Annotated in this window: 24 protein-coding genes; 6 read left to right on the forward strand and 18 right to left on the reverse strand. The window is 45.7% G+C overall.

The annotated features are described in order from the left end of the window. Window positions 1-9 precede the first annotated feature (9 nt). The 6 genes from ACLSU7_RS09495 to ACLSU7_RS09520 all read right to left on the reverse strand — a co-directional run bounded on the left by ACLSU7_RS09495 (window position 10) and on the right by ACLSU7_RS09520 (window position 6,798). Entirely contained in the window at window positions 10-1,608 is a 1,599-nt protein-coding gene (locus tag ACLSU7_RS09495) for a L,D-transpeptidase family protein (protein WP_413295336.1), read from the reverse strand. 187 nt (window positions 1,609-1,795) lie between these two features. Beyond that, window positions 1,796-2,935 carry a citrate synthase gene (locus ACLSU7_RS09500; RefSeq protein WP_413295338.1) on the reverse strand — a complete coding sequence of 380 codons (1,140 nt, stop codon included), beginning with the start codon at window positions 2,933-2,935 and terminating at the stop codon, window positions 1,796-1,798. Between the two features lie 51 nt (window positions 2,936-2,986). After that, window positions 2,987-3,880: a PP2C family protein-serine/threonine phosphatase gene (locus ACLSU7_RS09505; protein ID WP_413295340.1), complete on the reverse strand. Its 894-nt coding sequence runs from the start codon at window positions 3,878-3,880 to the stop codon at window positions 2,987-2,989. 86 nt (window positions 3,881-3,966) lie between these two features. Continuing rightward, on the reverse strand, window positions 3,967-4,362 hold the full coding sequence (locus ACLSU7_RS09510; protein ID WP_413295342.1) for a hypothetical protein: 396 nt from the start codon (window positions 4,360-4,362) through the stop codon (window positions 3,967-3,969). A gap of 14 nt (window positions 4,363-4,376) precedes the next feature. Continuing rightward, on the reverse strand, window positions 4,377-6,332 hold the full coding sequence (locus ACLSU7_RS09515) for a DUF4105 domain-containing protein (RefSeq protein WP_413295344.1): 1,956 nt from the start codon (window positions 6,330-6,332) through the stop codon (window positions 4,377-4,379). Between the two features lie 190 nt (window positions 6,333-6,522). After that, the gene (locus ACLSU7_RS09520; RefSeq protein ID WP_413295346.1) at window positions 6,523-6,798 is read right to left on the reverse strand and encodes a DUF2388 domain-containing protein; all 276 of its coding nucleotides are present in this window, start codon (window positions 6,796-6,798) and stop codon (window positions 6,523-6,525) included. A 333-nt stretch (window positions 6,799-7,131) separates the two neighbouring features. Here ACLSU7_RS09520 and ACLSU7_RS09525 point away from each other — a divergent pair, with 333 nt between their 5' ends. Then, window positions 7,132-7,461, forward strand: a complete 330-nt coding sequence (locus tag ACLSU7_RS09525) for a hypothetical protein (RefSeq protein ID WP_413295348.1) — start codon at window positions 7,132-7,134, stop codon at window positions 7,459-7,461. Here ACLSU7_RS09525 and ACLSU7_RS09530 read toward each other — a convergent pair. Genes ACLSU7_RS09530 through ACLSU7_RS09545 form a run of 4 tightly spaced genes read right to left on the reverse strand, consistent with a single transcriptional unit; the run spans window position 7,439 to window position 11,358 of the window. Continuing rightward, a complete protein-coding gene (locus ACLSU7_RS09530) occupies window positions 7,439-8,626 on the reverse strand; it encodes a hypothetical protein (protein ID WP_413295350.1) in 1,188 nt (395 codons plus the stop codon). The genes ACLSU7_RS09525 and ACLSU7_RS09530 overlap by 23 nt on opposite strands. Next, complete coding sequence (locus tag ACLSU7_RS09535) at window positions 8,604-9,359, reverse strand: class I SAM-dependent methyltransferase (RefSeq protein ID WP_413295352.1); 756 nt, start codon at window positions 9,357-9,359, stop codon at window positions 8,604-8,606. Before ACLSU7_RS09535 ends, ACLSU7_RS09530 begins: the two co-directional genes overlap by 23 nt. Beyond that, a complete protein-coding gene (locus tag ACLSU7_RS09540) occupies window positions 9,332-10,402 on the reverse strand; it encodes a prenyltransferase (RefSeq protein WP_413295354.1) in 1,071 nt (356 codons plus the stop codon). Before ACLSU7_RS09540 ends, ACLSU7_RS09535 begins: the two co-directional genes overlap by 28 nt. Next, window positions 10,399-11,358: a polyprenyl synthetase family protein gene (locus ACLSU7_RS09545; RefSeq protein WP_413295356.1), complete on the reverse strand. Its 960-nt coding sequence runs from the start codon at window positions 11,356-11,358 to the stop codon at window positions 10,399-10,401. Before ACLSU7_RS09545 ends, ACLSU7_RS09540 begins: the two co-directional genes overlap by 4 nt. A gap of 211 nt (window positions 11,359-11,569) precedes the next feature. On the opposite strand from ACLSU7_RS09545, the gene ACLSU7_RS09550 reads away from it, so the two are divergent. The 3 genes from ACLSU7_RS09550 to ACLSU7_RS09560 all read left to right on the forward strand — a co-directional run bounded on the left by ACLSU7_RS09550 (window position 11,570) and on the right by ACLSU7_RS09560 (window position 14,478). Beyond that, window positions 11,570-11,986 carry an acyl-CoA thioesterase gene (locus ACLSU7_RS09550; RefSeq protein ID WP_413291651.1) on the forward strand — a complete coding sequence of 139 codons (417 nt, stop codon included), beginning with the start codon at window positions 11,570-11,572 and terminating at the stop codon, window positions 11,984-11,986. Continuing rightward, the gene (locus tag ACLSU7_RS09555) at window positions 11,986-12,441 is read left to right on the forward strand and encodes a YkgJ family cysteine cluster protein (protein ID WP_413291652.1); all 456 of its coding nucleotides are present in this window, start codon (window positions 11,986-11,988) and stop codon (window positions 12,439-12,441) included. The genes ACLSU7_RS09550 and ACLSU7_RS09555 overlap by 1 nt, the downstream gene beginning before the upstream one ends. A 105-nt stretch (window positions 12,442-12,546) precedes the next feature. Further along, on the forward strand, window positions 12,547-14,478 hold the full coding sequence (locus ACLSU7_RS09560) for a hypothetical protein (protein ID WP_413291653.1): 1,932 nt from the start codon (window positions 12,547-12,549) through the stop codon (window positions 14,476-14,478). Here ACLSU7_RS09560 and ACLSU7_RS09565 read toward each other — a convergent pair. From ACLSU7_RS09565 to menA, 4 genes are read right to left on the reverse strand one after another with little or no spacing between them, the layout of a single operon-like run. Continuing rightward, window positions 14,475-14,780 carry a (2Fe-2S) ferredoxin domain-containing protein gene (locus tag ACLSU7_RS09565; RefSeq protein WP_413291654.1) on the reverse strand — a complete coding sequence of 102 codons (306 nt, stop codon included), beginning with the start codon at window positions 14,778-14,780 and terminating at the stop codon, window positions 14,475-14,477. The genes ACLSU7_RS09560 and ACLSU7_RS09565 overlap by 4 nt on opposite strands. A gap of 9 nt (window positions 14,781-14,789) precedes the next feature. Continuing rightward, window positions 14,790-15,950, reverse strand: coding sequence for an AMP-binding protein (locus tag ACLSU7_RS09570; RefSeq protein WP_413291656.1), 1,161 nt, complete (start codon window positions 15,948-15,950; stop codon window positions 14,790-14,792). Then, window positions 15,932-16,918, reverse strand: coding sequence for an o-succinylbenzoate synthase MenC (menC, locus tag ACLSU7_RS09575; RefSeq protein WP_413291657.1), 987 nt, complete (start codon window positions 16,916-16,918; stop codon window positions 15,932-15,934). The genes ACLSU7_RS09570 and menC overlap by 19 nt, the downstream gene beginning before the upstream one ends. Then, entirely contained in the window at window positions 16,915-17,793 is an 879-nt protein-coding gene (gene menA / locus ACLSU7_RS09580) for a 1,4-dihydroxy-2-naphthoate octaprenyltransferase (RefSeq protein WP_413291658.1), read from the reverse strand. Before menA ends, menC begins: the two co-directional genes overlap by 4 nt. 83 nt (window positions 17,794-17,876) lie before the next feature. On the opposite strand from menA, the gene ACLSU7_RS09585 reads away from it, so the two are divergent. Together ACLSU7_RS09585 and ACLSU7_RS09590 are read left to right on the forward strand one after the other, a co-directional pair. Continuing rightward, on the forward strand, window positions 17,877-19,100 hold the full coding sequence (locus ACLSU7_RS09585) for a DNA recombination protein RmuC (RefSeq protein WP_413291659.1): 1,224 nt from the start codon (window positions 17,877-17,879) through the stop codon (window positions 19,098-19,100). A gap of 12 nt (window positions 19,101-19,112) precedes the next feature. Next, window positions 19,113-20,246 (forward strand): hypothetical protein, encoded by a 1,134-nt coding sequence (locus ACLSU7_RS09590; RefSeq protein WP_413291660.1) that lies wholly within the window; start codon window positions 19,113-19,115, stop codon window positions 20,244-20,246. 214 nt (window positions 20,247-20,460) lie between these two features. Here ACLSU7_RS09590 and ACLSU7_RS09595 read toward each other — a convergent pair whose 3' ends face one another. The 4 genes from ACLSU7_RS09595 to flgL form a co-directional block, all read right to left on the reverse strand. Continuing rightward, entirely contained in the window at window positions 20,461-21,429 is a 969-nt protein-coding gene (locus tag ACLSU7_RS09595) for a hypothetical protein (RefSeq protein WP_413291661.1), read from the reverse strand. A gap of 143 nt (window positions 21,430-21,572) precedes the next feature. Beyond that, a complete protein-coding gene (gene fliW / locus ACLSU7_RS09600; protein ID WP_142698851.1) occupies window positions 21,573-22,100 on the reverse strand; it encodes a flagellar assembly protein FliW in 528 nt (175 codons plus the stop codon). Window positions 22,101-22,416: 316 nt separating this feature from the next. Continuing rightward, entirely contained in the window at window positions 22,417-22,644 is a 228-nt protein-coding gene (csrA, locus tag ACLSU7_RS09605; protein WP_142698850.1) for a carbon storage regulator CsrA, read from the reverse strand. A gap of 60 nt (window positions 22,645-22,704) precedes the next feature. Continuing rightward, a complete protein-coding gene (gene flgL / locus ACLSU7_RS09610) occupies window positions 22,705-23,787 on the reverse strand; it encodes a flagellar hook-associated protein FlgL (RefSeq protein WP_413291662.1) in 1,083 nt (360 codons plus the stop codon). Window positions 23,788-23,795 lie beyond the last annotated feature (8 nt).

Consider the following 23,795-nt stretch of genomic DNA (forward strand, 5'->3'; position numbering starts at 1 on the left):
AAGAGGCTCCTAAAAAGGAGCCCGCATCAAAGACAAAACTTTGGAATTTTGTTTGTACGAGTCCGTCGTGAAACGAATCACCTTATCAGAAAACATCTGAGAAGTGATGAATCCGATATAAACCGCGACAGGCTCTTTCAAAGGAATTTTAGTATCCTTCGTCATAACCTGACCGGGTTTTGCAATGGTATTTTCAATCGCCTGACGATCCCACGGAGTTCCCCGCAACAAATACTCTGCCAGATCCAGTGGTTTTTCCAAGCGTACGCAACCGGAACTGAGCTGACGATTCGCTTCGACAAAAAGCTCCCGTTGATTTGTATCGTGCAAGTAAATCGCAAAGGAATTGGTCAGATCAAACTTCACAATACCTAAGGCATTTCCCAGGTGAGGTTTTTGGCGAATATAAATATCCGCGTCTTGCGCACTATCATAGGCCCACCAATTAATACTTGCGGGATCTAATCTGCGCGTGAATTCTTTATTCCACACTTCGTAATTGTGTGAATCAAAATAAGCGTTGATTTCCCAATAATTCAGCTTCTTGATATCCTCGACTTTGTCTTGAATGAAAATCGTTGGCGGCACCACCCAGAATGGATTTAAAATAACCCGCACCAGGGAATCTGCCATCGTCGGCGTTTTTCTTTCCACACGTCCATTGATTGTTTTAAAAGCCATAGTAAAGCGCTCGGGCTGAGTTTTGTCGACCATTCCAAAGTAGGTCATCGCCGTATTCACGAAAATATAGCGATCAGGGAAAGTTTGGGGAAACCAGCGCATTTTCTCCATGTCCGCTTGAATCTGACGAGTGCGATCTTTACAAGAGACGTTCAGGAAAGCCCAAGTACGTCCACCCGGAGACAGAATTCCATCGGGTTTGTAGTGAAGATTCCACTGAATATCATTCACAGCCAACTGTGTTTCGCGATCAAATGTTTCATCGAAATTTACGATGGGATATCCCAAAAAGCTTAAACGTTTTTTCAGATCTATCACTCCGGGATTTTTCACGCCGAGCTTCAAGGGTTTTTTAAAAGGTTTAAGCGGAGCCCAAGTGCCATCCCCACAAGCGGGATAAATTCTTGCCATCGCGGCTTTCAGTGCATTGTACGGAGGATTCTGCGGCGCTAGATTATCCATCAAAAGATCAGGACGACTGCCGGTGGAGCTGATCAACATCTGCAAATATTTTGGAGAAAGAAATCTTCTTTGTACGAATTTAATATCAGAGCCCATCAATCCCGGATTGGCGCTACCAATTGAAATATCCTGTATAAGCTTTAAAAAATTTTCGTCTGTTTTAGCTTTCAGACCAGGGTAAGTAGCCCCACCCTCTTGAAAAGCTTTTTCCATTTCAGGGCGCCAGTAATAGACAGGATTCACTCCGTGCACCCATGCCTTTAGCATAGTGGCACGCAAATCTTCGACGCTCATATTCGTGAATAATTTTGTGTAATCGGCGGGAGCAAACAGAGGCTCCATTTCCAGATAGGGATTTTGCACGTTATTTTGCGCATAACCTTCATACTGCGCATAACTTTTATTTGCGGAGTAAAAGCCAAAAACCACCAACAGAACAAGAATTCTTCTCCAGAAATTATTCATAGCTTCTCCTTGCGTCCTAATCCATACTCATCCTGAGCTCCTGAATATGTTAGGGCCATCAAGGCCGTCGGCTAGAAAATTTCTGAATCTAAATGGAGGTTTTTGTGAATATGCAAAAGAAAAAGGGAGTCTTGCGACTCCCTTTACAGACCTAAATAATACACCAAAAAAGGTGGATCAAATCAGACTATCTTTGGCTTACAGGTTTCCAAGTCAAACCTTCTTTACCAGCCCATTTACCACGAGGACGGTAGATACGGTTGTTCGCGTATTGCTCGAATGCATGCGCACACCAGCCAGAGATACGGGAAGCTGCGAAGATTGGAGTGAACAAATCAGTTGGGATACCCATTGAGAAGTACACAGTCGCAGAATAGAAATCCACGTTCGGCATCAAGCCTTTTTCGTTGAACATAGTATCGTCGATCAAAGTCGACATTTGATACATAGTTTCCATGCCAGCAGCTTTAGTCAATTTTTCAGACATACCACGAAGGATACGAGCACGAGGGTCGCCGTTTTTATAAACGCGGTGACCGATACCCATAACTTTTTCTTTCGCTTGAAGAGCGTCTTTTACGAATTGTTGTGCTTTATCCATTGTGCCGATTTTTTGAAGCATAAGGATAACTTGTTCATTCGCACCACCGTGCAAAGGACCTTTAAGCGCACCAATCGCAGAAACGATTGCAGAGTGAAGATCAGACAATGAAGAAGCTGTGACACGCGTTGCGAATGCAGAACAGTTCAATTCATGGTCAGCGTGAAGGATCAAGCAAGTGTCCATTACTTTCACGTGTTCAGCATTAGGCTCTTTACCACCTGTCAACATGTACATCATGTTCCAAGCGATAGATTTGTCAGTTTTTGGAGCTACAGGCTCTTTACCTTTACGGATTGCATCGAATGCGCAAAGAAGAGTTCCCATTTTAGCTGTCAAACGAACAGACTTACGAAGGTTTGCTTCAGCAGACATGTCGTTAGCATCTTTATCGTAGTGAGCCATCAAAGAAACAGCTGTACGCAACCAACCCATTGGGTGAACGTCTGTTGGGATGCCTTTCAAAACTTTGATAAGCTCTGGAGACAACGCCATTTCAGCGTGAAGTTCTTTAGAGAATTTTTCCAACTCGGAAGCGTTTGGAAGTTTGTCATTCCAAAGAAGGTAAGTAACTTCTTCGAATGTAGAGTTCGCAGCCAAATCGTCGATTGTGTAACCGCGGAAATTAAGATTATCGCCAACGATGAAAGATACTTTCGTTGTACAAGCAACTACGCCTTCAAGACCTTTATCTAAAGCGCCTTCGTAGATATTTACTTCAGCCATGTGGGGTTCCTTTCCAGTGGAAGTAGAATAAAATAAGTCATATAAAAACAGCTAGTTCTTGGCAAGCTTGATCACTCGATCCTTCACCTCAGTGACGATCAGAGTCTGATCCCGAACGGGATCCTCTTTGCCGGAATATTTTTGATTCGCATAAAGGATCTCGTTACGCAGCTCGTGCACTCCCTGACGAGGCGCTTTTGATATGGCGTCCATCAAATTATGCCCGCCCCAACCGACTCCCAAAGAGTTCTGAGAGTTTTTGAGGCCTTCCGTCGCCAAAATCAGTCTATCACGGGGATTCAGTTGAACGGTGCGACTTTGAGGCTCCGTGTTAAAATCCTTACCTAAGCTCGGCCCCGTCGCGATCAGCTCCGACAGAGCATCCTTGCCATAGATCTGGTGAAAGCCGTCAATGTCGCCAACTGAACAATACTGAAATTCATAACTGCGTCGATCGACGATACCATAAAAGATATTCGCGCGATCGTCGTTCGTGATGTTTGGAACAACGTCATTTGCCAATATACCCACAACTTTGTGAGCTTCAAGGCCGCGACGTGCTTCCATCTGAGATGAAATTTTAATGATAACCGAAAGAAGCATCGACGACAGGGAGTAACCCGTCGCACTGGAAATCAGAATTCCAAATTTCAATTTATCTTCGTGTTCGAAAATATCAAAGTAATCCCCGCCAGAACGAGTTCCCGGTAAAAACTTAGTGGAAAACTCGAAACCTTGAACATTGGGAAGCTCAGTGGGGGAAAGTTTTTTCTGCAATACCTGAGCAAGCTTCAACTCTTGATTCATCTGGTGAATCATTTTTTCCAGAGCTTGATTGGCTTTACCCAGTTCCAAACGATAACGATGAACCTCGGCTTCTTTCACAGCCAGTTCATGTTCTAAATCAGAAATGCGTTCTTTAAGAGCGTTTGGATCATTCGTCATAACGCTCTTATTTTAGATTTGTTTTACAGCCGAGTCAGCAGTGATTCCTGACTCGGCCCTAAGTCGGGTCGACTTGATGAAGGAAATTAAGGCTTGAACTGGATGATGCTCTCGATTTGCTGCTCCAAAGTGAGGTCCTTGATACCTTCACGAGTTTTCGCAACTTCTAGAGTTCTTGCCAGATAAGGACCCATTGTCCCATCTGCTTTGTACATAACTGCTTCTTCTTGAGTCGCAGCCACTAGATTTTTATAGTAACAACCTGGACCCGCGCCACACATTGTCGCCAAAGACAGAAACATCGCACCCGTCGCCGCACTCAACGCAGAAGCCTGGTCATTTGGATCTGGCTGATGATGGTGATGATAACCGCCGCCACCCGGTGGAGGATAGTAACCACCAGGTGCAGGACCTGGATAATACTGCGCCATTGCAGATGCACCTGTAAGCATAATGATTGCGGTAAGCATTGCCTTTTTCATAGGACCACCTTTCACTACTTCACACGAAGCAGTTGCTGTAACAATTTAACATTTTCATTGCTGGTCTCGACCTGTCTCATCAGTGCTGAGTCGGTCAATTGATCAGCCATTTTTTTTGTTTCTTCAGAAATTTGAACTGCTTCCTTGGCCTTCTTGGCAACCAAGTCTTTCGCTGCTTGCGTCTCAGCGGACGACGGCAAACCATATCCTCGGCCAAATGGTAAGAAAGAAGCGGGCTTTGCAAACAACTCAGAAATCTTCATATAGTTCTGCGCAGTTTCCTTGGCTTTCTTGGAGTTCTCTCCTAATTTACTATCCGACATCATGCTGGTTAAATCCTGCAGGATGTATGTTTGAATTTGTCTTTGCGCCGCAAACTCCAACACAAACAGTGAGGCAATCATTTTCTTGAATTCAGGATAGGACTTTGGAATCGAACGAATCACCTGCTGGCGATAAGCCGCATCGGCATTAATCCATTCCTTGAAATCTTTAACTGGCGTGAAGCCCGCATCTTTCACCATCGCGAAAGTTTTGTTATAGCGCTCTTCATAGGATTCAAAATAATAGCCAAGTTCTTTTGCGGCTTTTTGGTCTTTGAAAACGGAATCATCAGCCAAACCCAGCTTCTGCAATACTGAATATAATCCCGCGGGAGTTTTAATATCGATATTCATCATCGCCGGTGACTGCAACACGGATTGCAACAAATCCAAAGTTTCAGTGGCACAATTAGCAGTAATAAACTTGTACTTACCTTCATAACCCCAGTGAGTTTCCACAGAGCGAACAACCAGATCGCGGATTTGTTCACGAGTCAGTTTTAAAGGAATGCTGCGCAGAGAGCGGAACTGACCTTTCGGATATTCATCAATCACCTGGCTTAAAGGCAAAATGAACAAGCGAGACGAATAGTCTCCCACGAGACCTGCCCACATACTTAGCTGAATGGATTCAACCCAAGCACGGAAGCTCAACACCAAGTGATACTCAACATCACGAAGACATTCAGGACCTACAGATTTGCGTTCGGGAGCACACATCACCAGACGAATCATCGAGTGCCCCCAACCAGAAGAAAGATCACTGCCTTTTTCTGCAAACAGATAGTGAACTTGATAGATGCGATTCGGATCAATCGGCAGAATCTGACTGTACATCGCCCCACTGTTTGGAATGACGTAACCCAATTGGGCTTCGCACGTCACATCTGCAAAGGGAGCATGTTGAAACTGTCTGGATAAAACTTTATAGATTGAAGGGCGACGACATTTAAACTGCGGATCCATCAGGAAGTATTCCATGTTCACCGCAAAATGTTCTTTTTTATCTTTAAGCTCATAGATATCCGGAGAACGTTGGTTCATCACGTTCTCGCTTTGGCCCGTCCAACCCGCCACTTGCAAATAGTAAGGATTAGAAGAGAACGAAGTCGTCATGTTCTCATAGTATTTACAGGCATACGGGCGAGGACCATTTTGAATACGTTCCTCTTTGGATTTTGCAAACTTAGTATCACAGCGTCTGATCATTTCTTTTTCTGAATCACTGTGAACGTTGGCAAAATCATACAAGTGGGTCGTTTCATGCAGAACTGTCGCCAGAACTTCATTGTACATGTTGCCATGGGTGCGGCTTGTACGTGTTGAACCTTGTGGTCCTTTAACGATTTCCGCGAGCATGAGGGAATTGATCGTCAGATCCCGACGTTGAAAGCTTGCGGCTCCAATGTTGGGCGATAAAGCGCTCAAAGAAGGCAGCTGGCTAAAGCGCACATCCACAGTACTTAAAGCGGCCTTTAAAGTTTCAGGGAGTTTTTGCTCCGCTTGTTTTAAAAGATCCTGAACAGCGGCACGCTGATTCGCTGGAAGCGAAGTCACCAGGCGATATTCGAAGCCGTGAGCCATCATTCCCGTCAGAAGCGGCAAAGAGAAGGCGATGATCTGTTTAAAAATCGGCGATTTAAGCATAATCAATTACTTACAAAGTTCCTGCCACGATGAAGGTGCCTCAAATAGAACCAATGGCTTTTAACGTCTTTAGATTGCTGGAGAATTGAACAGGGTGCCGCTTTTGGGCAGGCAAAATAGTTCGCTCAGCTCAAAATAAAAAGGCCACCCTGGGGTGGCCTTTGAAAAGAACGCACAAGAATTTCGTGGACTATTTATACTCAAGAATAGCGATAGCAAGTTCCATATCCGTCGCGTTCGTTCTGTTGACATGACGAACAACTTCAAAGGTTTTTGCCAACTGAGGTCTTAACTCTTTACCACCTGAAGCAACAAAAATACCTGCATCTGGTTGAGCATCAAAAATCAGCTGTTTGTAAGCCGTGTCCGCCTGATTTGCCTGAGTGATTTTAACAGAGGTTGTGATTTCCAAAGCCATTGCATTCATCGACATAGCCGTTACCAAAACAAACAAGATCTTTTTCATTGTGACTCCTTTAATTCAATTTGTATTTCGAATCCGGAATCCTTCGTGCAACCCATGGACCATGGAAAGACCCGATTAAAATTCATTTCAGATGACCAAGGAGTAGACAGGCTCCCAAATTTGGAAACAAAAAGTTATTTGTGTCTTTGTCCGACTCCAGAACATTTGCCGGACATTATCGACCATCGGAGTTTTCAGAAAAATAAACTTTTCTTCTTTCTAGGAACGACACTTTAACAATACGACCTGAGATGCATTTAAAGCATTGGCGGAGGAGGAAGTAGTTTTGCACTAAGCATCCCAGCGCGGGCTAAAAGGAAAGAAATCAATGACATGTTAAGAATTGATAATCACCAAATTCATTATTCCGGACAAAATCTTTTTCTGATTCACACCATAGAAAATGCGATGGAGTTTGAAGAGGGAATTCTGGTTTTACTGAATATCTTTAACGAAAAAAACCCAGGGCGAAAGCTGTATGACAATATCCTTTTTCTGAATAAGGATATGAGCATTCGTTGGCAGATTCAGGGGCGCAAACCCCGGTTTTATACGGCCATTCTAAAGTTTGGCTCTCAAGCCAAAGCCCTCGACTGGGAAGGCTTTAGCAATTCGATAGATTTAGATACGGGAAAAGTTATTAAGGAAGAGTTCCCGAACTAAGCATTCCATCCAGTTGGGAGAGCTGTTGCTCTTCTTCTTTTAAGCGAGCTTGGATCGGTCCCGGGACTTGGCCCTCTTGCAGAGTGCTGAGTCCTTGCAAGTGATAACGAACTTCGCTTAAACGCTTATGAATTTTTGCTTTCGCCCATTGATAAACACCGGGCGATGCGAACTCTTCAGACAACCACACTTGAGAAATGTATTTGGGATCCTGCATTTCATCCACTTGTTTGGTGCTGCCGAAATGACCCCACACCATTTGCGCCAGGAACTGCACGCTTAAGATGATCAAAAACAGAATTACGTACTGCAAGCTCTTATCCTGGTAGGCACTCATTTCAGTGGTGTAGCCCATGTTCAAAGTAACACGAACTTCGCCAGCTAACAGCATCCCTAAGATCGCGCCCGCGATAGAGACCAGCGAAAACTGCTGACCAGCTCTGCGGCAATCCTGATTGAGGGAGCGAGTGTGCCACCAGAACAAGAGCATTCTGCCCACACGTTCGCCTGCCAGCAAGGCAATGGCACCATTCAAAGAAATCACGTTCACGAATAAAAGCGACAAGCCCAAAGCCAAAGACCAGAACTCCACGCGTACAACAAGACTGATCAACGCAGACATCAGCAAGATGGATGCAACGGGAATGACACGACCGTCAGCGAGGAAAAAAGCAAGATCGCTTTGACCCAAAGCCATGATCAAGACATTGGAGTTTTTAAGCATCAACTCCCCGCCAATCAAAAAGATCCCCGTTCCTAAAATCCACTCTAAGACAGTGCGAATTTTAGGCGTCATGATGAGGGAAATCAGTCCCAGCGAACAAAGTCCCAATAAAAAAGACCCATTGAAACTTAAAAATAGCATCCCCAGGATAGCCACCCACCACGCTCCCAGCGTGGAAAGACACATCACCAAGGCACTCGGGCGCAAACCTGCAATTCGCAGATTGTACATACCCATTCCCGCATACAATGATTTTTGCGGAGATACTTCCAGCAGAACCACATCCAGACAGTACTGAAACATTTTGACCATTCTGGGTTGATCAATATTCTTGTCTAAAAAATACTTTTGAAAAGAGCGAAACATCTGTGCCGCACTTTTTTGTGACTTCGTCAGACCAAACATCATCAGGATAAAACTACCCAACCACATAAGAATCATAACGAACCACCTTTCCTTCAAAAGAGTGAATCACCCCTGGCAACAGCTGTTCCGCATGAATGGGTCTTTTAACGACCACACGTTTTACGGGCCACTTCAGGGCTTCTTTTAAGACTTCGGCCGCATCGTCGTCATGCCCTACCAAATCACGGAACACGACCATCTCTTGCTTCGGCAATGACGACTTTTTCTTGTGCGGATACATCGGATCAAAATAAATAGAATCAATTTCAATTTTGCCGTTTTGCTCACGCAGGAAGTCCAGGCTGTTTGCAAAATGCAATTTATAAGACTTGAGATATTCCTTCTGAGTTTTCGCGAAGGCTTCGCTTAGCAAAGCATACAGAACCGGAGAACGCTCGACGCCTGTGACTTGAAATCCCAGCTGAGTCAGAAATACGCTGTCGATTCCCATACCAACAGAAAGATCCAAAACTTTCTTGCAACCCTTGGCGGCCCCCAAAGCTTTGGCGATGATTTCTTGTTTTCCGCGATGGCCTTTGCGCTCGTAATCCAGATGGTTTTTGTCGAAATCAATTTCCAACAGACGCTTGTCTTGATCGCGAACGTATAGACGTTCACCCTCAATATAGAAACGGAAATAATAGGGATCAAGAGATGAAGGGTTCAGAGGGCAATTTAAAAACTGCGCCCACTGCTGCCCTTTAGACATTCCGGCATCATCGGCGATGACACAGATTTGTTTTAGCTCGCCAGAAGATACCAAAGACATTCAAACACCCACAGTCCAATGGTGAATAAGAACAAAGTGAAGCCGTATTTGAAAACCTGGCGCAAATCTCCACCCACGGGGCTTGAAAGGCTTTTCAGCTTGGAGATAAACGTGAATGACAAGAAGACTAGGGCCACACTGACATAGACTCCCCAGTATTTTCCAGCATACACCGTGTGATAGAAAAGATTGATGATCAAAAAGATCGCCCACCAAATCGCAATCAAGCGACGAGAACGATCAAAGCCCAACCAGTTCACAGTATTTCTAAAGCCCGCTTGGCTGCTTGGGAGGATATTAATGAAGTTGCGAAGATGGACGACAAATAAAACGGCCCAACCCCAAACAACGCCGATCCACAATGACTCTTTGTCAAAGGGGGCACCCATCGCCAACTGATAGCCCACCGTCAAAAGGGGACCAAACATCAGAAACAGCGCGAACTCACCACCGATTTGATATTTAAAAGAAATACGTTTTTGAAACTGTGCCCACAGGCCAATCAGCGCTGCAACCACGATCACAATTGCGACTTCGTTGTACGCCATCATCACAGGCAAAGAACAAAGCAACGAGATTAACAAAAACACAGTGGATAAAGACTTAATGTGGGCCGCTGTCGTCCACCCATTTTGAATGGCACGGCTGCCACTACGCTCAAGCACGCGGTCCACACCACGAACGTGGTCGGTATAGTCGTTGCGAAGGTTCACAGAAATAAACGCGCAGATTACACCGAAAGTGGAAATCAATGTTGAAATCGGATCACGCAAAGTCTGATCGACAATATTTTTTGTCAGGATCAAAAACAGTGGAACCAAAATAAACAGGAAGCTTCTGAACTTCACCGTTTTCATGATACGCACGATACGTGGAGGGAACTCCAAGGAGTTGATCGGAACAATTTTGAACGTCACTGTTTCAGACGCTGAATTTACGTTCAACGTCTGCACGGGCAAAGCACGCTTGTCCTTGGCAAAAGTGCCAAGCAAGTACGATTCAAATTCAGGCGAGCTTTTGCTTAAGGTAACGAACTCACTCACGAAGAAGGCTTCCTTCTCCAGTACAAAATCTCAGTCAAAGGACGAAGTTGGTTGATCAGCTTTTCCTCACCCGGTTTCAAATGCTTTTTCAAGCGCTCCAAGTGATGGTCATACATTGCGATCAAACCTTTATTCATTTCATCGAAGGCTTCCACTTTTTTATCAAAAGCTTCTTTACCACCGATGCTTGCATAGTACTGCTCAAGATTTTTGGATTTTACGATTTGATCGATTTCCTGACGAGTGCGACCCGCAGTCACATACGCACCAAAAGAATTCAAGTAGCCAGATTTCAAATCGCCCAGGATCGCTTTGCCTTCGTCATTACGGATGTCGTAGTCAAGCAAGTCGTCAGAGCGCTGGAACAATTGACCCAGCAATGTGCCCATCTCTTCTAAGATCTGGTGAAGTTCAGCATCGTAACGTTCTTGTGCGATGAAAGGAGCACGGATACACCATTTGAACAATGAAGCCGTTTTCAAATTATGAATACGGTCTAACTGCTCCAAAGTCACAAAGTAGTCACCCACCACAGAATCCTGCAACCACTCCCCTTCCAAAAGGTCCGAGATGATTTCAGCTGTGTACTGAACTAGTTTGATATTGCCGTGACCAGAAAGATTCACCATCACTCGCGCAAGCAGATAATCGCCAGCAAGAACCGCGTACTCTGGCGTGTACTTAAGCCACGCCGTCGTTTTGCCGCGACGAAGATGAGAGCGGTCGATCAAATCGTCATGCAACAACGAAGCGTTGTGGATGAATTCAATCGTTTGCGCCAAAAGATGTTCGGCTTTCCCATCCAAAGAAAGACTGGAAGACATCATGCGGATCAATTTCGCGCGGAATCCTTTGCCTCCAGAAAAGAGGTCATCGTAAAGCTTGTTCAGCTTTGGTAGGTAGGCAGGGAAATCCCTGGAATCATAGACTTTCAGATCAATGACATTGCGCGACAATTAAGACTCCTATTAGCAGGCTGTTCAAAAAGGTTCAGACGCAAGGCGGAGGGTCTTATCTGTAACGGAGGCGTACTTTTAAGTACGTCGGAGTGAAAGATAAGGCCCGACAACGCAGTCGGATGAGCCTTTTTCAACAGCCTGCGGGCCCCAAAATGGCGATATTCGCGCTTGCTGTCAAGGGCATTACAGTCTTAAAGTTCCAATCATTATGAATAAAGTCTTCCGAACGAAAAAGACCCTGACTTTCAGGGAAGCTGACCCTGCGAAAATCATGTTTTTTGGGAATATTTACGGATTTGCCCACGACGCCTTTGAGCAGTTCATCGTGGACGCCGGGTATACCTGGAAAGAATATTTCCAGGATCAGAACTATGCGATCCCGCTTCGTCACTCTGAAGCCAACTATCTGGCTCCCTTTTTTCCGGGCGAGACTTACGATATCACAGTGATGGTCGCAAGTTTTGGTGAAACTTCTTTCAAAATGAAGTACGTCTTCACTCAAGGCGATAAAACTCATGCGGTGGTCACGATGGTTCATTCTGTTTTGGATTTAAAAACCAAACAGAAAACCGCAGTTCCGGCATTGATGAAATCCCGTTTGGAACCTTACCTGGAGAAAAATTAGTGGAAGAGTTCAAGTTCACAGGAAAAGAATGGTGGCGTGAAGGCGTTCGTTTCGAATGCACAGGCTCAGGCAAATGCTGTACTTCCCATGGCGAGTACGGATTTGTGTATTTGAACCTTGAAGACCGCCAACGTTTTGCCAAGCACATGAACATCAGCACTTCTGCTTTCACACGCCGCTATTGCGAAAAAACCGGCGGCATTTGGCACTTGAAAGAAGATCCAAAAAACACAGACTGCATGTTCCTTAAAGGCAAGGGCTGCGGAATGTATGAAGCTCGTCCGACACAATGTCGTACATGGCCCTTCTGGCCTGAGGTTATGAATGCAAAATCCTGGGCAAAGGATGTCAAAGCGTTCTGTCCCGGCGTGGGACGCGGAAACCTGGTTCCCGCGGAAAGCATCGAGAGACAATTGCGCGAACAAATCGAAAGTGAAAAAGGCTGGGGAAAATAATTTCCCCGTCTCATTTCGAAACGCGTTTCTTGCAACTTCCTTACAATCTGAAAGTTTCTCAATCTAAGTCTTAAGACAAAAGGTTTGGGCGTCGAAGAGTATTGCATGGTGAACGTAACCTGCAAACCACTGTTATTTTTGATCGCTGCGACGACCTTTTTAGCGGGCTGTGAAGACCCCGCCGTGTCCGTTTCTACGTTAGGTAGAAAACTGGCGGCGCCTGTATTAACAAGCTCAAGTCCTTTCGATCAGGACATGGATACACAAAATTACGTTCAAATTAAGGGCACGTGCGATCCACGCGTGGGTCCCGTGGTTATCAGTTTCGATGACGTTACTTATCATTCCGCTCCCACTTCTCCGAACACTTCCAACACCACTTTGGGTAGCGTTACGAACGACAATGATTGTTCCGACGGAAAATTTGATATTTACGTCACTGCCGCTGATCTTCTAAGTATCTGGGGTATCACCGTCAACAGTGACAGCTCTTCGGTGGATAATATCTATATCAAAGGCAACACTTTCTTTGGTGACACTCGCACTCTGACAATTCCAGATCCTAAAAAAGGCACTGGCGAATCAGTGGGCCCAGCTGCGAAATTGGCATTGCGCAAAAGCTTTCCGACGGGATATGGCGGCGCGGGTGAGTGTGAAATGTTCAATGTCTCTGTGACCGATGCAAACGGAAATGAAACGTCTGCGACCACGGCTTCAACTTTCTCAATCCAAGGCCCTGGCGGAACTGCTTTATCTGCTTATTCCACACCGAACGATTGTGTTTCTAGTTACAATCCTCAATCGACATTAAATATTCCAGCAGCAAAAAGTCAGATGATGGTTTATGTCAGAATGCCTTCGAATCCCGTGAATTCCGCTGTGGGATTCTCTTTGACTTCTGTATCGGGTGGCTTGGCGGCCCCAACGGCTTCGACTCCGGTGACGTTACGTGATCCTGCTTCATCTTATAAATTCATTTCGATGACGGATGCTCCATCAACGTTATATAAAAATGTTTGTTATCCCATCACTTTGCAACGAATGAACTATTACAAGTCTTCGGCAAGCATGATGGATTCGGTGAGTTTGACACTCGCACCATCGGATTCAAAATTAGCATTTTATACAGCAGAGGATTGCGGAGCCAGCGGCAAAACCACCGCTGTGTCTTTCGGCCCTTATGTCAGCCAATCTAAAATTTATGTTCGCTATGAGCCGGGCAATTCAACATCCACAACAAGCTTTATCAAAGTGGATGTGAATTATACGGTCAGCGATTCCAACTATGACAATCCGGCGTTCCCGGTTCGTGTGGATCTATCCAGTAAAACGACGGTTGCGAAAGTAGACTTCTGGGGTCCGAACTCTTTAAGTCGCGGGTACTGCAGCGCTTACACCGTAGTGACAGCCAATGGAAATTGGACGCCCATTCCTGCCGACAAAGATTACGATTTCACTTTCACTTCTAGTTCTGGAGTAGCCGGTTTGGAATTCTATTCCGACCCTACCTGTACGACAGCACTTTCCACTCTTACGGTGACTCAAGGTGCGGTGATGACAAAGGTGTATGTGAAACCTACCGCGGGACAAAACTCAACAAGCGTGATCACGATGGCCTCCACGGGCTTAAATTCCGTCACACGCGATGTGAGTATCAGTGTGGTTGCAACCAACTATTACTTCGATTTAGCCCAAAGCTACACGCTGGTTAAGGGCAGCTGTAATTATCTGATGCTGACTTTGCAAGATGGAATGTCTAACATTATTCCGGCTTTAAATCCGATCAACCTGGCCTTCTCAAATGCTTCAGGCGCTGCAGCTGGTGATGTGACTTTGTATACCGACCCGACGTGTTCATCGACGGCGTTTGCAGAGAATGTGTATGCTCCAATCTCTGCTTATAATTCAACTCAGTATAAGTTCTATATCAAAGTTTCAAGTTCCTACGTTGGCTCGAACCTGTCCTTGATCTTTAACGGAACAGGCCTGCTGACTTTGCCACTTATGTACGGAAACTTCTCTGTGACGGGCCCTTAGAGCTTCTCTTTCAGAAGCTCTAAGAAAGCATCGCGGTCTTTTTCAGGATGCATGATAAAGCTTTCAGTCTTGTCGTTTGAGGCAATTGTGATCGCTTGAAATTCATCAATGCAAATATCCAAACAGCTGGAAGTCACCACACGGATTTTTTTCCCGTCGCCGCTGTCTTTCAGGCTTTTCTTGTAATACATTTTTAAATTATCTGCGACGTTCGCTTCTTTCATGCCAGAGATCGATTTGCCACACTTGGTGCAAATCATAACAAGGGCATCACTCCAGGGATTTTCTTCTTTGCGAATCATGGCTTACTCCTACAATAAATTCTTTAGCTGCTGCCACAAAATCTTACCCAGATCGCTACGGGGAATTCCCGCCACCACATGGGTCTGTCTTATTTTTTCAAACGGCAAAACTTTTGCACTATACGATTCAGCAATCTTTTGGTTTACCTCACCAGGCAAGGTGCTAACCATATGAATTTCTGAACCTAAACGCTCCGAGGGCATATCCAGCAGCGTGACTTGCATCGGCCATTGGGGATTTAGGTCTAAGGCAGATTGCTCTAACAAAGCACGAAGTCTTGCGACGTTCGTCCCCTCTCCGCCAATCTTGATATAATCCTTGCTGCGACCGGAAATCTTTAAAGCATTTCCTTGAGCTTCACCACGATCTTCCGTCGTGAACCAGATTCCATTTTTAGGATCCCAGTGCTTGATACCTTCTGAAGTATTTTGGGCATAGCAAGTGAATAGGGATTCCGCAGTGACTTCTAAAAATCCTGCGGCGTTTGTTTTTGCCTGTGCGTGGGAAAGAAGTTCGATTTCTGGATAATTAGTTTCTTTCAGAGATTCCAAAGATGCCGTCGCAATTTGCGAAGCTGTCTCGGTCATTCCGTAGCTTGGTAACAGTGGCCACCCAAGTGCCCGGGCTTTTTCATACAAGGAAACTTCCAAAGCTCCCCCACCGACAACAATCGCTCGCAATGCCGTTGGAGATTTATATCCCTTTTCAACCAGATCAAAAACTTGTGTCGGCACTAAGGCGGAGAGCGTGCATTTTTCTTTCACTAAAACATCGTGAAAGAAATCAACATCCCAACGCCCCTCTTTCAGCGCAGGCACCACACGAGCACCCGATAAGAAAGCTCGCACTTCAATACCAAATCCACCCACATGAAAATGCGGAAGCACTTGCGTCCACACATCGTGATTGGTGGCGCGCAAATGTTGATTCACTGATCTTGCCGACGCCATCAGAGCTTTTTTTGAGAGAGCAACCAATTTTGTAGCACTAGCAGATTCCGCAGTAGAACCGGACGTTGCAATCCACACGTGGCCTTTTAAACCGCGCTCTGCCTGTGCCGTCTCTGCCAATTTTTTTAAATTATTATAATCACTCTCGGGCCAACGAGGATTCAGTAAAATCAGATTGTCGTCAGAAGAAAGCTCAAGGCTTAGTTGAGCTTCTGCCATGGTAAATCTCTAAGCAAAAGATCAAAACCAATGCCCGTCCCCTTGACGTTTGAAAGGAATGGACCCGTCGTATTGATGTTCGCCGCAAATTGATCCATTTGGTAAGACCGATAAGTCAGGCAGCCTGCATCGAGCATGATGTTGGGATAAAGCTCTTTGCACTCCATCGCCACAGCCAATGCTCCCATGGAACCCACGGGGTGATCCATATAACTTGTAACAGTCGCTTTTAAATTAAATTTCTTGCAGCGTTCAATGGCTTTATCGACGTCCATCTTGGCAGGTTTAATGACCAAGATATCAAATGGCACCTTCGTGGAATTTTCCCAATCGACTTTCTCGTAAGGCGCATCACAGGCCACCTTCACCAATTTTTTAGCATCAGCCCAGGTATCGGCATCGTATGGAAATGGATCTTCAACGTATTCGATCCAAACTTTTTCCTGCGCTGTCAGGCCGGAAAAGAATTTTTCAAAAATCTGCCAGCTGCCGGTGCCGTTAAAATCCAAACGAATTTTAAAACCCGCCGCTGCCATGCGAGTGATCGCCGTAGCCTCTGCTGCCAGGTCGCGACCGACTTTTAATTTGATTGTCGAGTAAGATTGTCTTTTCAACTCATCCAGAAAACCAGGAACGATTTCTGCGGAATTAGAAACCAGGAAGTTGTTACGAACTTTCTCCCCCGCAGTCAGAATCGTTTTACCTTTTTTTCGAAGGTTTGCATCTTTGCGAGCAAGCCAGATCGTTTGCTCCACCTGTGCCGAGATCCGGCCTTTTTTTAAAGCCGCCAACTGATCATCCAAGGGAGTGTCACCCAGTTCTGGCCATGGGTGCAAATCACCATAGCCTACGAATCCCTGAGGCCATTCCACTTTAATCAAGGCGCCTCTGCGAGGAAGACCTGCGCTGACCGCGTTCAAAGTGGTAAATGGTGTCAGAACATATTCGTAGTAGCTAAGTTTAATCAAAATGCAAATCCTAGGGTGATCAAAAGTCCAAAGACCAAATGCAGCCCCGCTGCCTGGCCCAGAAACTTATTATAAACAGGTCCCGGCTCAGTATTGAAAACATTTTTTGTTAACTTGACCGCCAAAGGCAATGCAAACATCGGAACGATGGCTGCGATCTTGAAGCCCTCAAACCACCAATACAAATTCAGTACAAAGGGCAGGAACGCCATGGCTGCGATTTCATAGCGAGAAAACTTAACTCCGAAACGAACAGCCAAAGTTTTCTTATTCACCAGACGGTCCCCGGTATGGTCACGAAGATTGTTGATGGCGATCAAAGTCGTTGCGTGAAAACCGATTTGCAGACCTAAAACAAAGGCCTCCATCATCCAGTCTCCTGTGTTCAAAAACACCATTCCCATGACAGCCAACAAACCAAAGAACAGGATCACGAACAAGTCACCCAATCCCAGATAAGCCAAAGGGAACGGTCCCGCCGTGTAAGAGTAGCCCATCAGAACCGAAGCGATCCCGATTGCGACGATAACCATGCCACCTTTCATTACCAGCGGGATTCCGCAGGCAATCGCCAAAGCAAAACACAAAGAACCCAAAGCCATCACCTGGTTGGCGGAAAGAATTCCGGCCTGAGTAATGCGTTGTGGGCCAATACGCTTTTCCGTATCAGCACCCTTTTTGAAATCCACCGCATCGTTCACTAAATTAGTACCGATTTGGATTAGGAAAGATGCTGCCAAGGCGTAAAATAAAACATGCCCGTCCCAGGAAAGGCCAATGGCTTTAACCAGGGCTGTGGCAGCCAGGCACGGAACCAGGGCTGCTGTTAGAGTTTTTGGGCGGAAAGCTAAAAGAACACTCTTAATTTGACTCATGGGCGCATCATACACCGTTTTTCGTGTGACCAAAAGCACTTCTAATGGCAAATCTGATTCGTGAACCCAACAGGAGGAACCGCGTGAACTTTGTAACCCTGATCGCTTTTTTTGCAGGCGCATTGATTGCCGGAGTGGTCGTTTATTTCAAATCTAAAGCACAAGCGATGGCTGAAAAGTCCCAGCTCCTGGCAGACGTTCAGTCTTTGCAAATGAAGAACGAACTTCTGACGCAGAACCTCAGTGAATCTAAATCTCTCATGAGTGAAGCTCGTAAACAGCAAGAAGAGCTCGCAAACCGCATGAACACTCAGTTTGAGAACATGGCTCAAAAGATTTTCGAAGAAAAGTCCGCAAAATTCACGGATCAAAACCACAAAAATATTTCTTCGGTTTTGGAACCACTAAAAGAACGCATCAAAGACTTTGAAAAGAAGGTCGAGGAGTCCTACTCCACAGAACGTTCCGAGCGCGGCGTTTTGCGTGGCGAGCTGACGAAGCTTATGGAACTGAACAAAGTCATGTCCACGGAAACTCAGAATTTAACGAAGGCCCTTAAAGGTGAAACGAAAACCCAAGGTAATTGGGGCGAGTTGATTTTAGAAAACATCCTTGAACGTTCGGGTCTTCGTAAAGGTGAAGAGTATATTGTTCAAGGTGTGGATATGGATCTACGCGGTGAAGACGGTCAAATGCTTCGTCCCGACGTGATCGTGAATCTTCCAGACAACAAGCACCTCATTGTGGATTCTAAAATGACTTTGGTAGCCTACGAACAATACTCGTCTGCTGAAACTTTGGAAGAACAAGAGCGCTTTGGAAAATTCCATATCGATTCTTTGAAAAAACACATCGATGGTTTGTCCGAGAAAAAATATCACGCCGCCGATAAATTGATTTCACCAGACTTCGTGATTTTGTTCATGCCATTGGAACCAGCCTTCGCCCTGGCGTTTAAGTTGAAACCAGACATCTTCCAGTACGCTTGGGAGCGCAACATCGCAATCGTAAGTCCAACGACGTTACTTGCGACACTCAGAACGGTAACGGCTTTGTGGAAACAGGACCGCCAAGAAAAGAACGCCTTGGAAATCGCAAAACGCGGTGGCTTGCTTTACGAAAAATTCGCAAATCTTTTGAAAGACATCCAAAATCTTGGGGAGAAACTGGGAGCCGCTCAAAAAGCTCACGAGGAAGTCACAAAAAAGCTTTCAGATGGCCGTGGCAATTTAATCGACCAAGTGGAAGACTTGAAACGCCTGGGCGCAAAAACTGAAAAGTCTTTGCCACAGTTGGAAACCACATAGTCTAATTGGCGAATGAGTTTTCGCTTATTCGCCATCTTCTGCTCGATCTTATTTTATTCTCAACTCAGTTTTTCAGAAATGACTTTTCCGGTGGGTCACATTGAAGCCTTGATGGCCAATACCGGCGCTGCAATCTCCGGCTCCCCTGGAAATGCCATTTATAATCCAGCGGGCTTGGGATTTCTGGACGACAATAACGTCAGCATCACCCTCAGCGGTAACGCCTTAGAACAACAAAGTTTTGAAATTCCCAACATGGGCAATAGCTCTACGGTGATTATTCGTCCAACCTTGGCCAGCACAACGTCTCCCTTGGCGAAAGGCCACGCTTCGATATTTATCGCAAATCCCGTGGCGTTTAATATTTCTCAAAGTCATACGTTGCCTCTGTCGGGTTATAACCTTGCGATACGGCTTGCCCTTAAGAGCAATGTTCTAATGGGTGGCTTTGCCTATGGCCGAACATGGGATGATACCCTGGCCTGGGGATTTACTGCTGGTGGCATTTACACAACTCAAGAAACATTCAACTACACTCAAATGACCGGCCCGTCGAGCTTAACTACCCAGTACTCTCAGACTTTCCAGAAACAGATCCAGCCACTCCTGATCGCAGGTACGCTTTGGAAGCCCACAGGTCTATACAACCTGGGAATCAGTGTAAGTTTCCAAAGCTCACCCATTTTGTCAGAAGGTGCTTATTATTCCTCTTCGACCAACTCATCAACGCCAACCACACCTCAAGAGGAATCCAAATCCTACTCCCCTTCGAGAACGCCCTCTGTTGGAGCAATACTAGGTCAAAGGTTTAAAATTTCACTTCACGAACTGTACTTTGATGTCTCGTATAGTGGTGGCAGTGAAGCCACAGACTATAACGGCAAAACCAATAAGACAGATGAAAATTTCGTGTATAGTCTGGGATGGAAAATGCCGACAGCAAACAAATGGCAACCCGTCGCCGGGCTTGCCTATTCCAAACTCGCGCAAACCGAATCTCAGCTTTACAGTGCTGGCTTAATTATCAAACAACGTGCGAATGAAATCGTGGTTGGATCTTACTATAACAGGGTCCTTCCCAGCACCAATAACCAATCAGCTATTGATGTCATCGGCTTGATGTTCTCGTCCCAAGTTTTTTACTAACAAAAATATTCCAACAACGGACATTCTCAGAAAACGCATCCACACGATTACCGATGCAGTGATCGCGGCTTTAGCGCTACCGTGCCGGAAATTCAACGCGTACGGTTACCGCAGCGGTAACCGCATGCGACAAGAAACAGGACCTGGCACCTTTTAAGGAGGAAGCTGTACAGCGACGACGCAGCAACGTGGAAGAAACTGATCTGACAATGAATTAACGGATGCCGGAGACGGAGTCGGGATCTTTGACGGAGTTCGAAGCGCGGTGCTCGAGGGCAAGTTTTACTTTGCCCGCGTTGATGGCTTCTTGGATTCGGCGGGATGAACTGTTGAAGTGTTCGACCTCTTCAGGATTCGCACACAATGTTTTCATCGCCATTAGTTTTTTATTTAATTCAACCGCATCGGCGATTCGCAGATCATTCACAGCCTCATTGCCATTCGTGATCGCGAAACTTTCTTTCCCGCGCAGAGTGATTTTCTCAAGCTCTCCCTGAATGCCTTTCTGGCCTCCAGATTCGCTGTAAAACACTTGCTGACCATCAGGCAGGGCTTCAACCACCAAACGATCTTTACCCTTCACCTGAGCGCTTTTACCGGGGCTGCATTCAAGCAGAATGGGCTCGGCTGAGTTCTTGTACCATTTGAAACCAAAATAACCGCCAACAGGAATACCGGTATCACCCAAGCTTGCTACCGCCCCTACGATCGTGAACAGTGTTGCATACACGGGAGCCTCAGGACTTGCGAGAGTGCGCTTTGAAAGACTCACTGGAAAATTTAATTCCGGAAAAGACTTCCAGACTTTTCGCATTTCTTCGAAATTGGATTTCACACTTTTCTTTAGTTTGTAAGTGAACGCCACGTTTTGATAAGAAAACTCAGCCGCTGTCGCGCCCATAATCAAGGGTTCATCCAAACCTTGGATACGAACTTTGTTGCCGTCGAATTCAATTTTGGCAAAGGGTTGAGCAAGATCAATTTTTTGCGCCTTGAAAAGTTCTCGGGTGCCTTTTTCGAATTTGTCATTCGCTGTCGCTGCAGTGACCACTCCGAAAACTGATTCCCAATTCTGAACTTCCCAAAACAAAGAGATATGAGGCACCGGCGCCGCCATTGTTGGCAGTGTCGCTGTTAGAATGAAACTGCTTGTAAGCAGTATCAGGAATCCCCATAACTTCATCAGATCGAGCCTCCAAAAGTCACACAAGGATAACACGGTTCTTAGAGGAGAAAAGGCTTTTCGCAAGTAATAAAAAAGGCTTCGTTTTGAAGCGAAGCCTGTTCCATATCATTCGTTGTATTAATTTAATTCTGGAGTCAGAACTAAAGTTCCGCGTCTCTTACGATGTGAAGCTTAGTCGCTACATCGATACCAGTGGATTGATTTTTGATCGCCACCGCAGGATTTTGCACCACACGTTGCTGAAGCTTCGTGAAGATGGGCTCACGGATCGCCAAGTTGTTGTCTTGCAATACGCACTGACGAGCGATTTTTTCTGCAACGTTGATCACTACCGGAGCTTTCAAGTTTGCAGTCATCTGTGTTGGATCATCAGGAATAGTCACGATGGAGAAGAAGCGAGCTTTGTCTGTTGCAGAAAGCTTGATCGACTCCATATCACCTTTAGTCAGGTTAGCTTTGTAAGCGGGAGCGAACAACTCAGGCTCTAGGACAGGAAATGCAATTTGCGCAGCTTCACAGCTTTGCAACCAAGCGAAGATTTCATCACTTGGATCATCGAGAAGAACGAACTTTCTTAGATCCGCAAAGCCCAATAGACCTTCCGGAAAAGTCAGAACATCTTCTTGTTTCAGCTCAACTTGGCCGAATCTCGATGTTGAAATGATCATTCAATTCCCCCTCTGGACAAAGCGGACTTACCCATATCTTAGACACGCCAGGATACACTTCGGGTAAGTACCCCTATAAATCTGGACCTAAATCCAGGGAGACTCAATAAAATTTAATGAATTTGACGCACATCACACCCGACTCCCACCAGCCCGCAGGGCGCGAACCCGCGAAGCGGAAGCCAAAACCCGCAAAACAGATGTGTCGATAAGTAGGCAATTTCAAGGCGGGAGGAGGAAGCTGTACTCCTGTACAGCGACGACGACCAACGCGGAAAGTGCCTGCTTAGCGGCACATCCCCGTTAAATTGAAGCCCTAAGGCTTTAATAGCTTCGCGACTGAACGAGATTTATCAGCGGAGACATCAGCGGATTGCACATTCTGTTCTTGAATGGCGACGTACACTTCTTCGCGGTGAATCTTAGTGTCTTTTGGGGCTTCAATTCCTAAACGGACTTGTTTCCCTTTGATTTGTACTACTCTGATCTTGATATGATCATCGATAGCGATGCTTTCACCCAACTTCCGTGTGAGAACCAGCATGACAACTCCTTTTGCTGCAGTCGTTATCGGTAAAATTTAGCGGAACTGTAGGTATTATTTTTATCTTAGAAAGTCAAGAAGGCTTGGTTGAATAAGCTTTCCCGACGTTTCGAGAGTAGCTTTAAGGGTGCTGTCAGTCTTGTTGATGTCAGAGATTACTTGGAACGCATCTGCGTCTTCCAGTTGGGAAGCCGTCGTTTTGTTATCCACGATCGCTTTTTGGAGAGAATCCATGGTGTTATTGACAGCCATAATTCTGGACCCAACCTCGGAACGAGCTAGAACTACTTGGGAAATCGCCTGATCCAAAAGATCCAAAGACTCTTGAACCCCTTGCTTGTCATTGGCTTTCAGACTGGTTTCCATGCCTTTAAGGACGGCGAAAACGTTCACCCCTTGGGCACCAGTTACCGGGTCTTGTTTGTGCTTACCATTGCCTTGAAACTCGCTTGCGGGACCACGAGTCATCAAATAATTGCGCTCCACGTCTTCGTTCTTTTGTTGGCGCTGGATTTCCTCTTGTTGGAACTCCTTAACGTCCTGAACAGTCGTGGGAGTTTCGTAACGAGGACGAACGATACCGTCCCCATCCAAACCGCGGCCTGTGAAAACCTTGTTGCCGGGAATATTCATGGCAACAAAGGAATCCTTGTGAGTTTGGATCTTCATATCCCCGTCATCACCGAAATAGTTTCCAGCGTGATCGAACGGAGTTGTTTGGGTTTTATAACCAGCAAATACGTAACGCTCTCCCAGTTTACGATTTCCGATTTGCACAGCCTGGTTGTACACCTGCTCGATTTCGGAAGCCGTCACCATACGAGTCTCAGCATTACCGCTGGCATCATTGGATTGAGAGATCGCAAGTTCTTTCGCGCGCACCAGGATATCAGAAAGCTCACCGAGTGACTGATCCGAGAACTCCAGGAAAGATTTTGCGTTGTTAATATTTTTGATGAATTGAGAGTTTCCATGCTCCTCTGTTCTGGCCGCCAAAACGCGGGCTGCAGACAAAGGATCATCGGAAGGTTTGTTGATACGTTTTTGAGTCGCGGCTTGATTCTGCAAATCAGACATATCGGAGCGATTCTTGCCCACGTTCTGATTCACCTGATTGAAAGCCATTTTATCCGCGATTCTCACTCGTCTAC

The organism is Bdellovibrio sp. HCB185ZH, from assembly GCF_047302455.1.
In the GTDB taxonomy this organism is placed as follows: Bacteria; Bdellovibrionota; Bdellovibrionia; order Bdellovibrionales; family Bdellovibrionaceae; genus Bdellovibrio.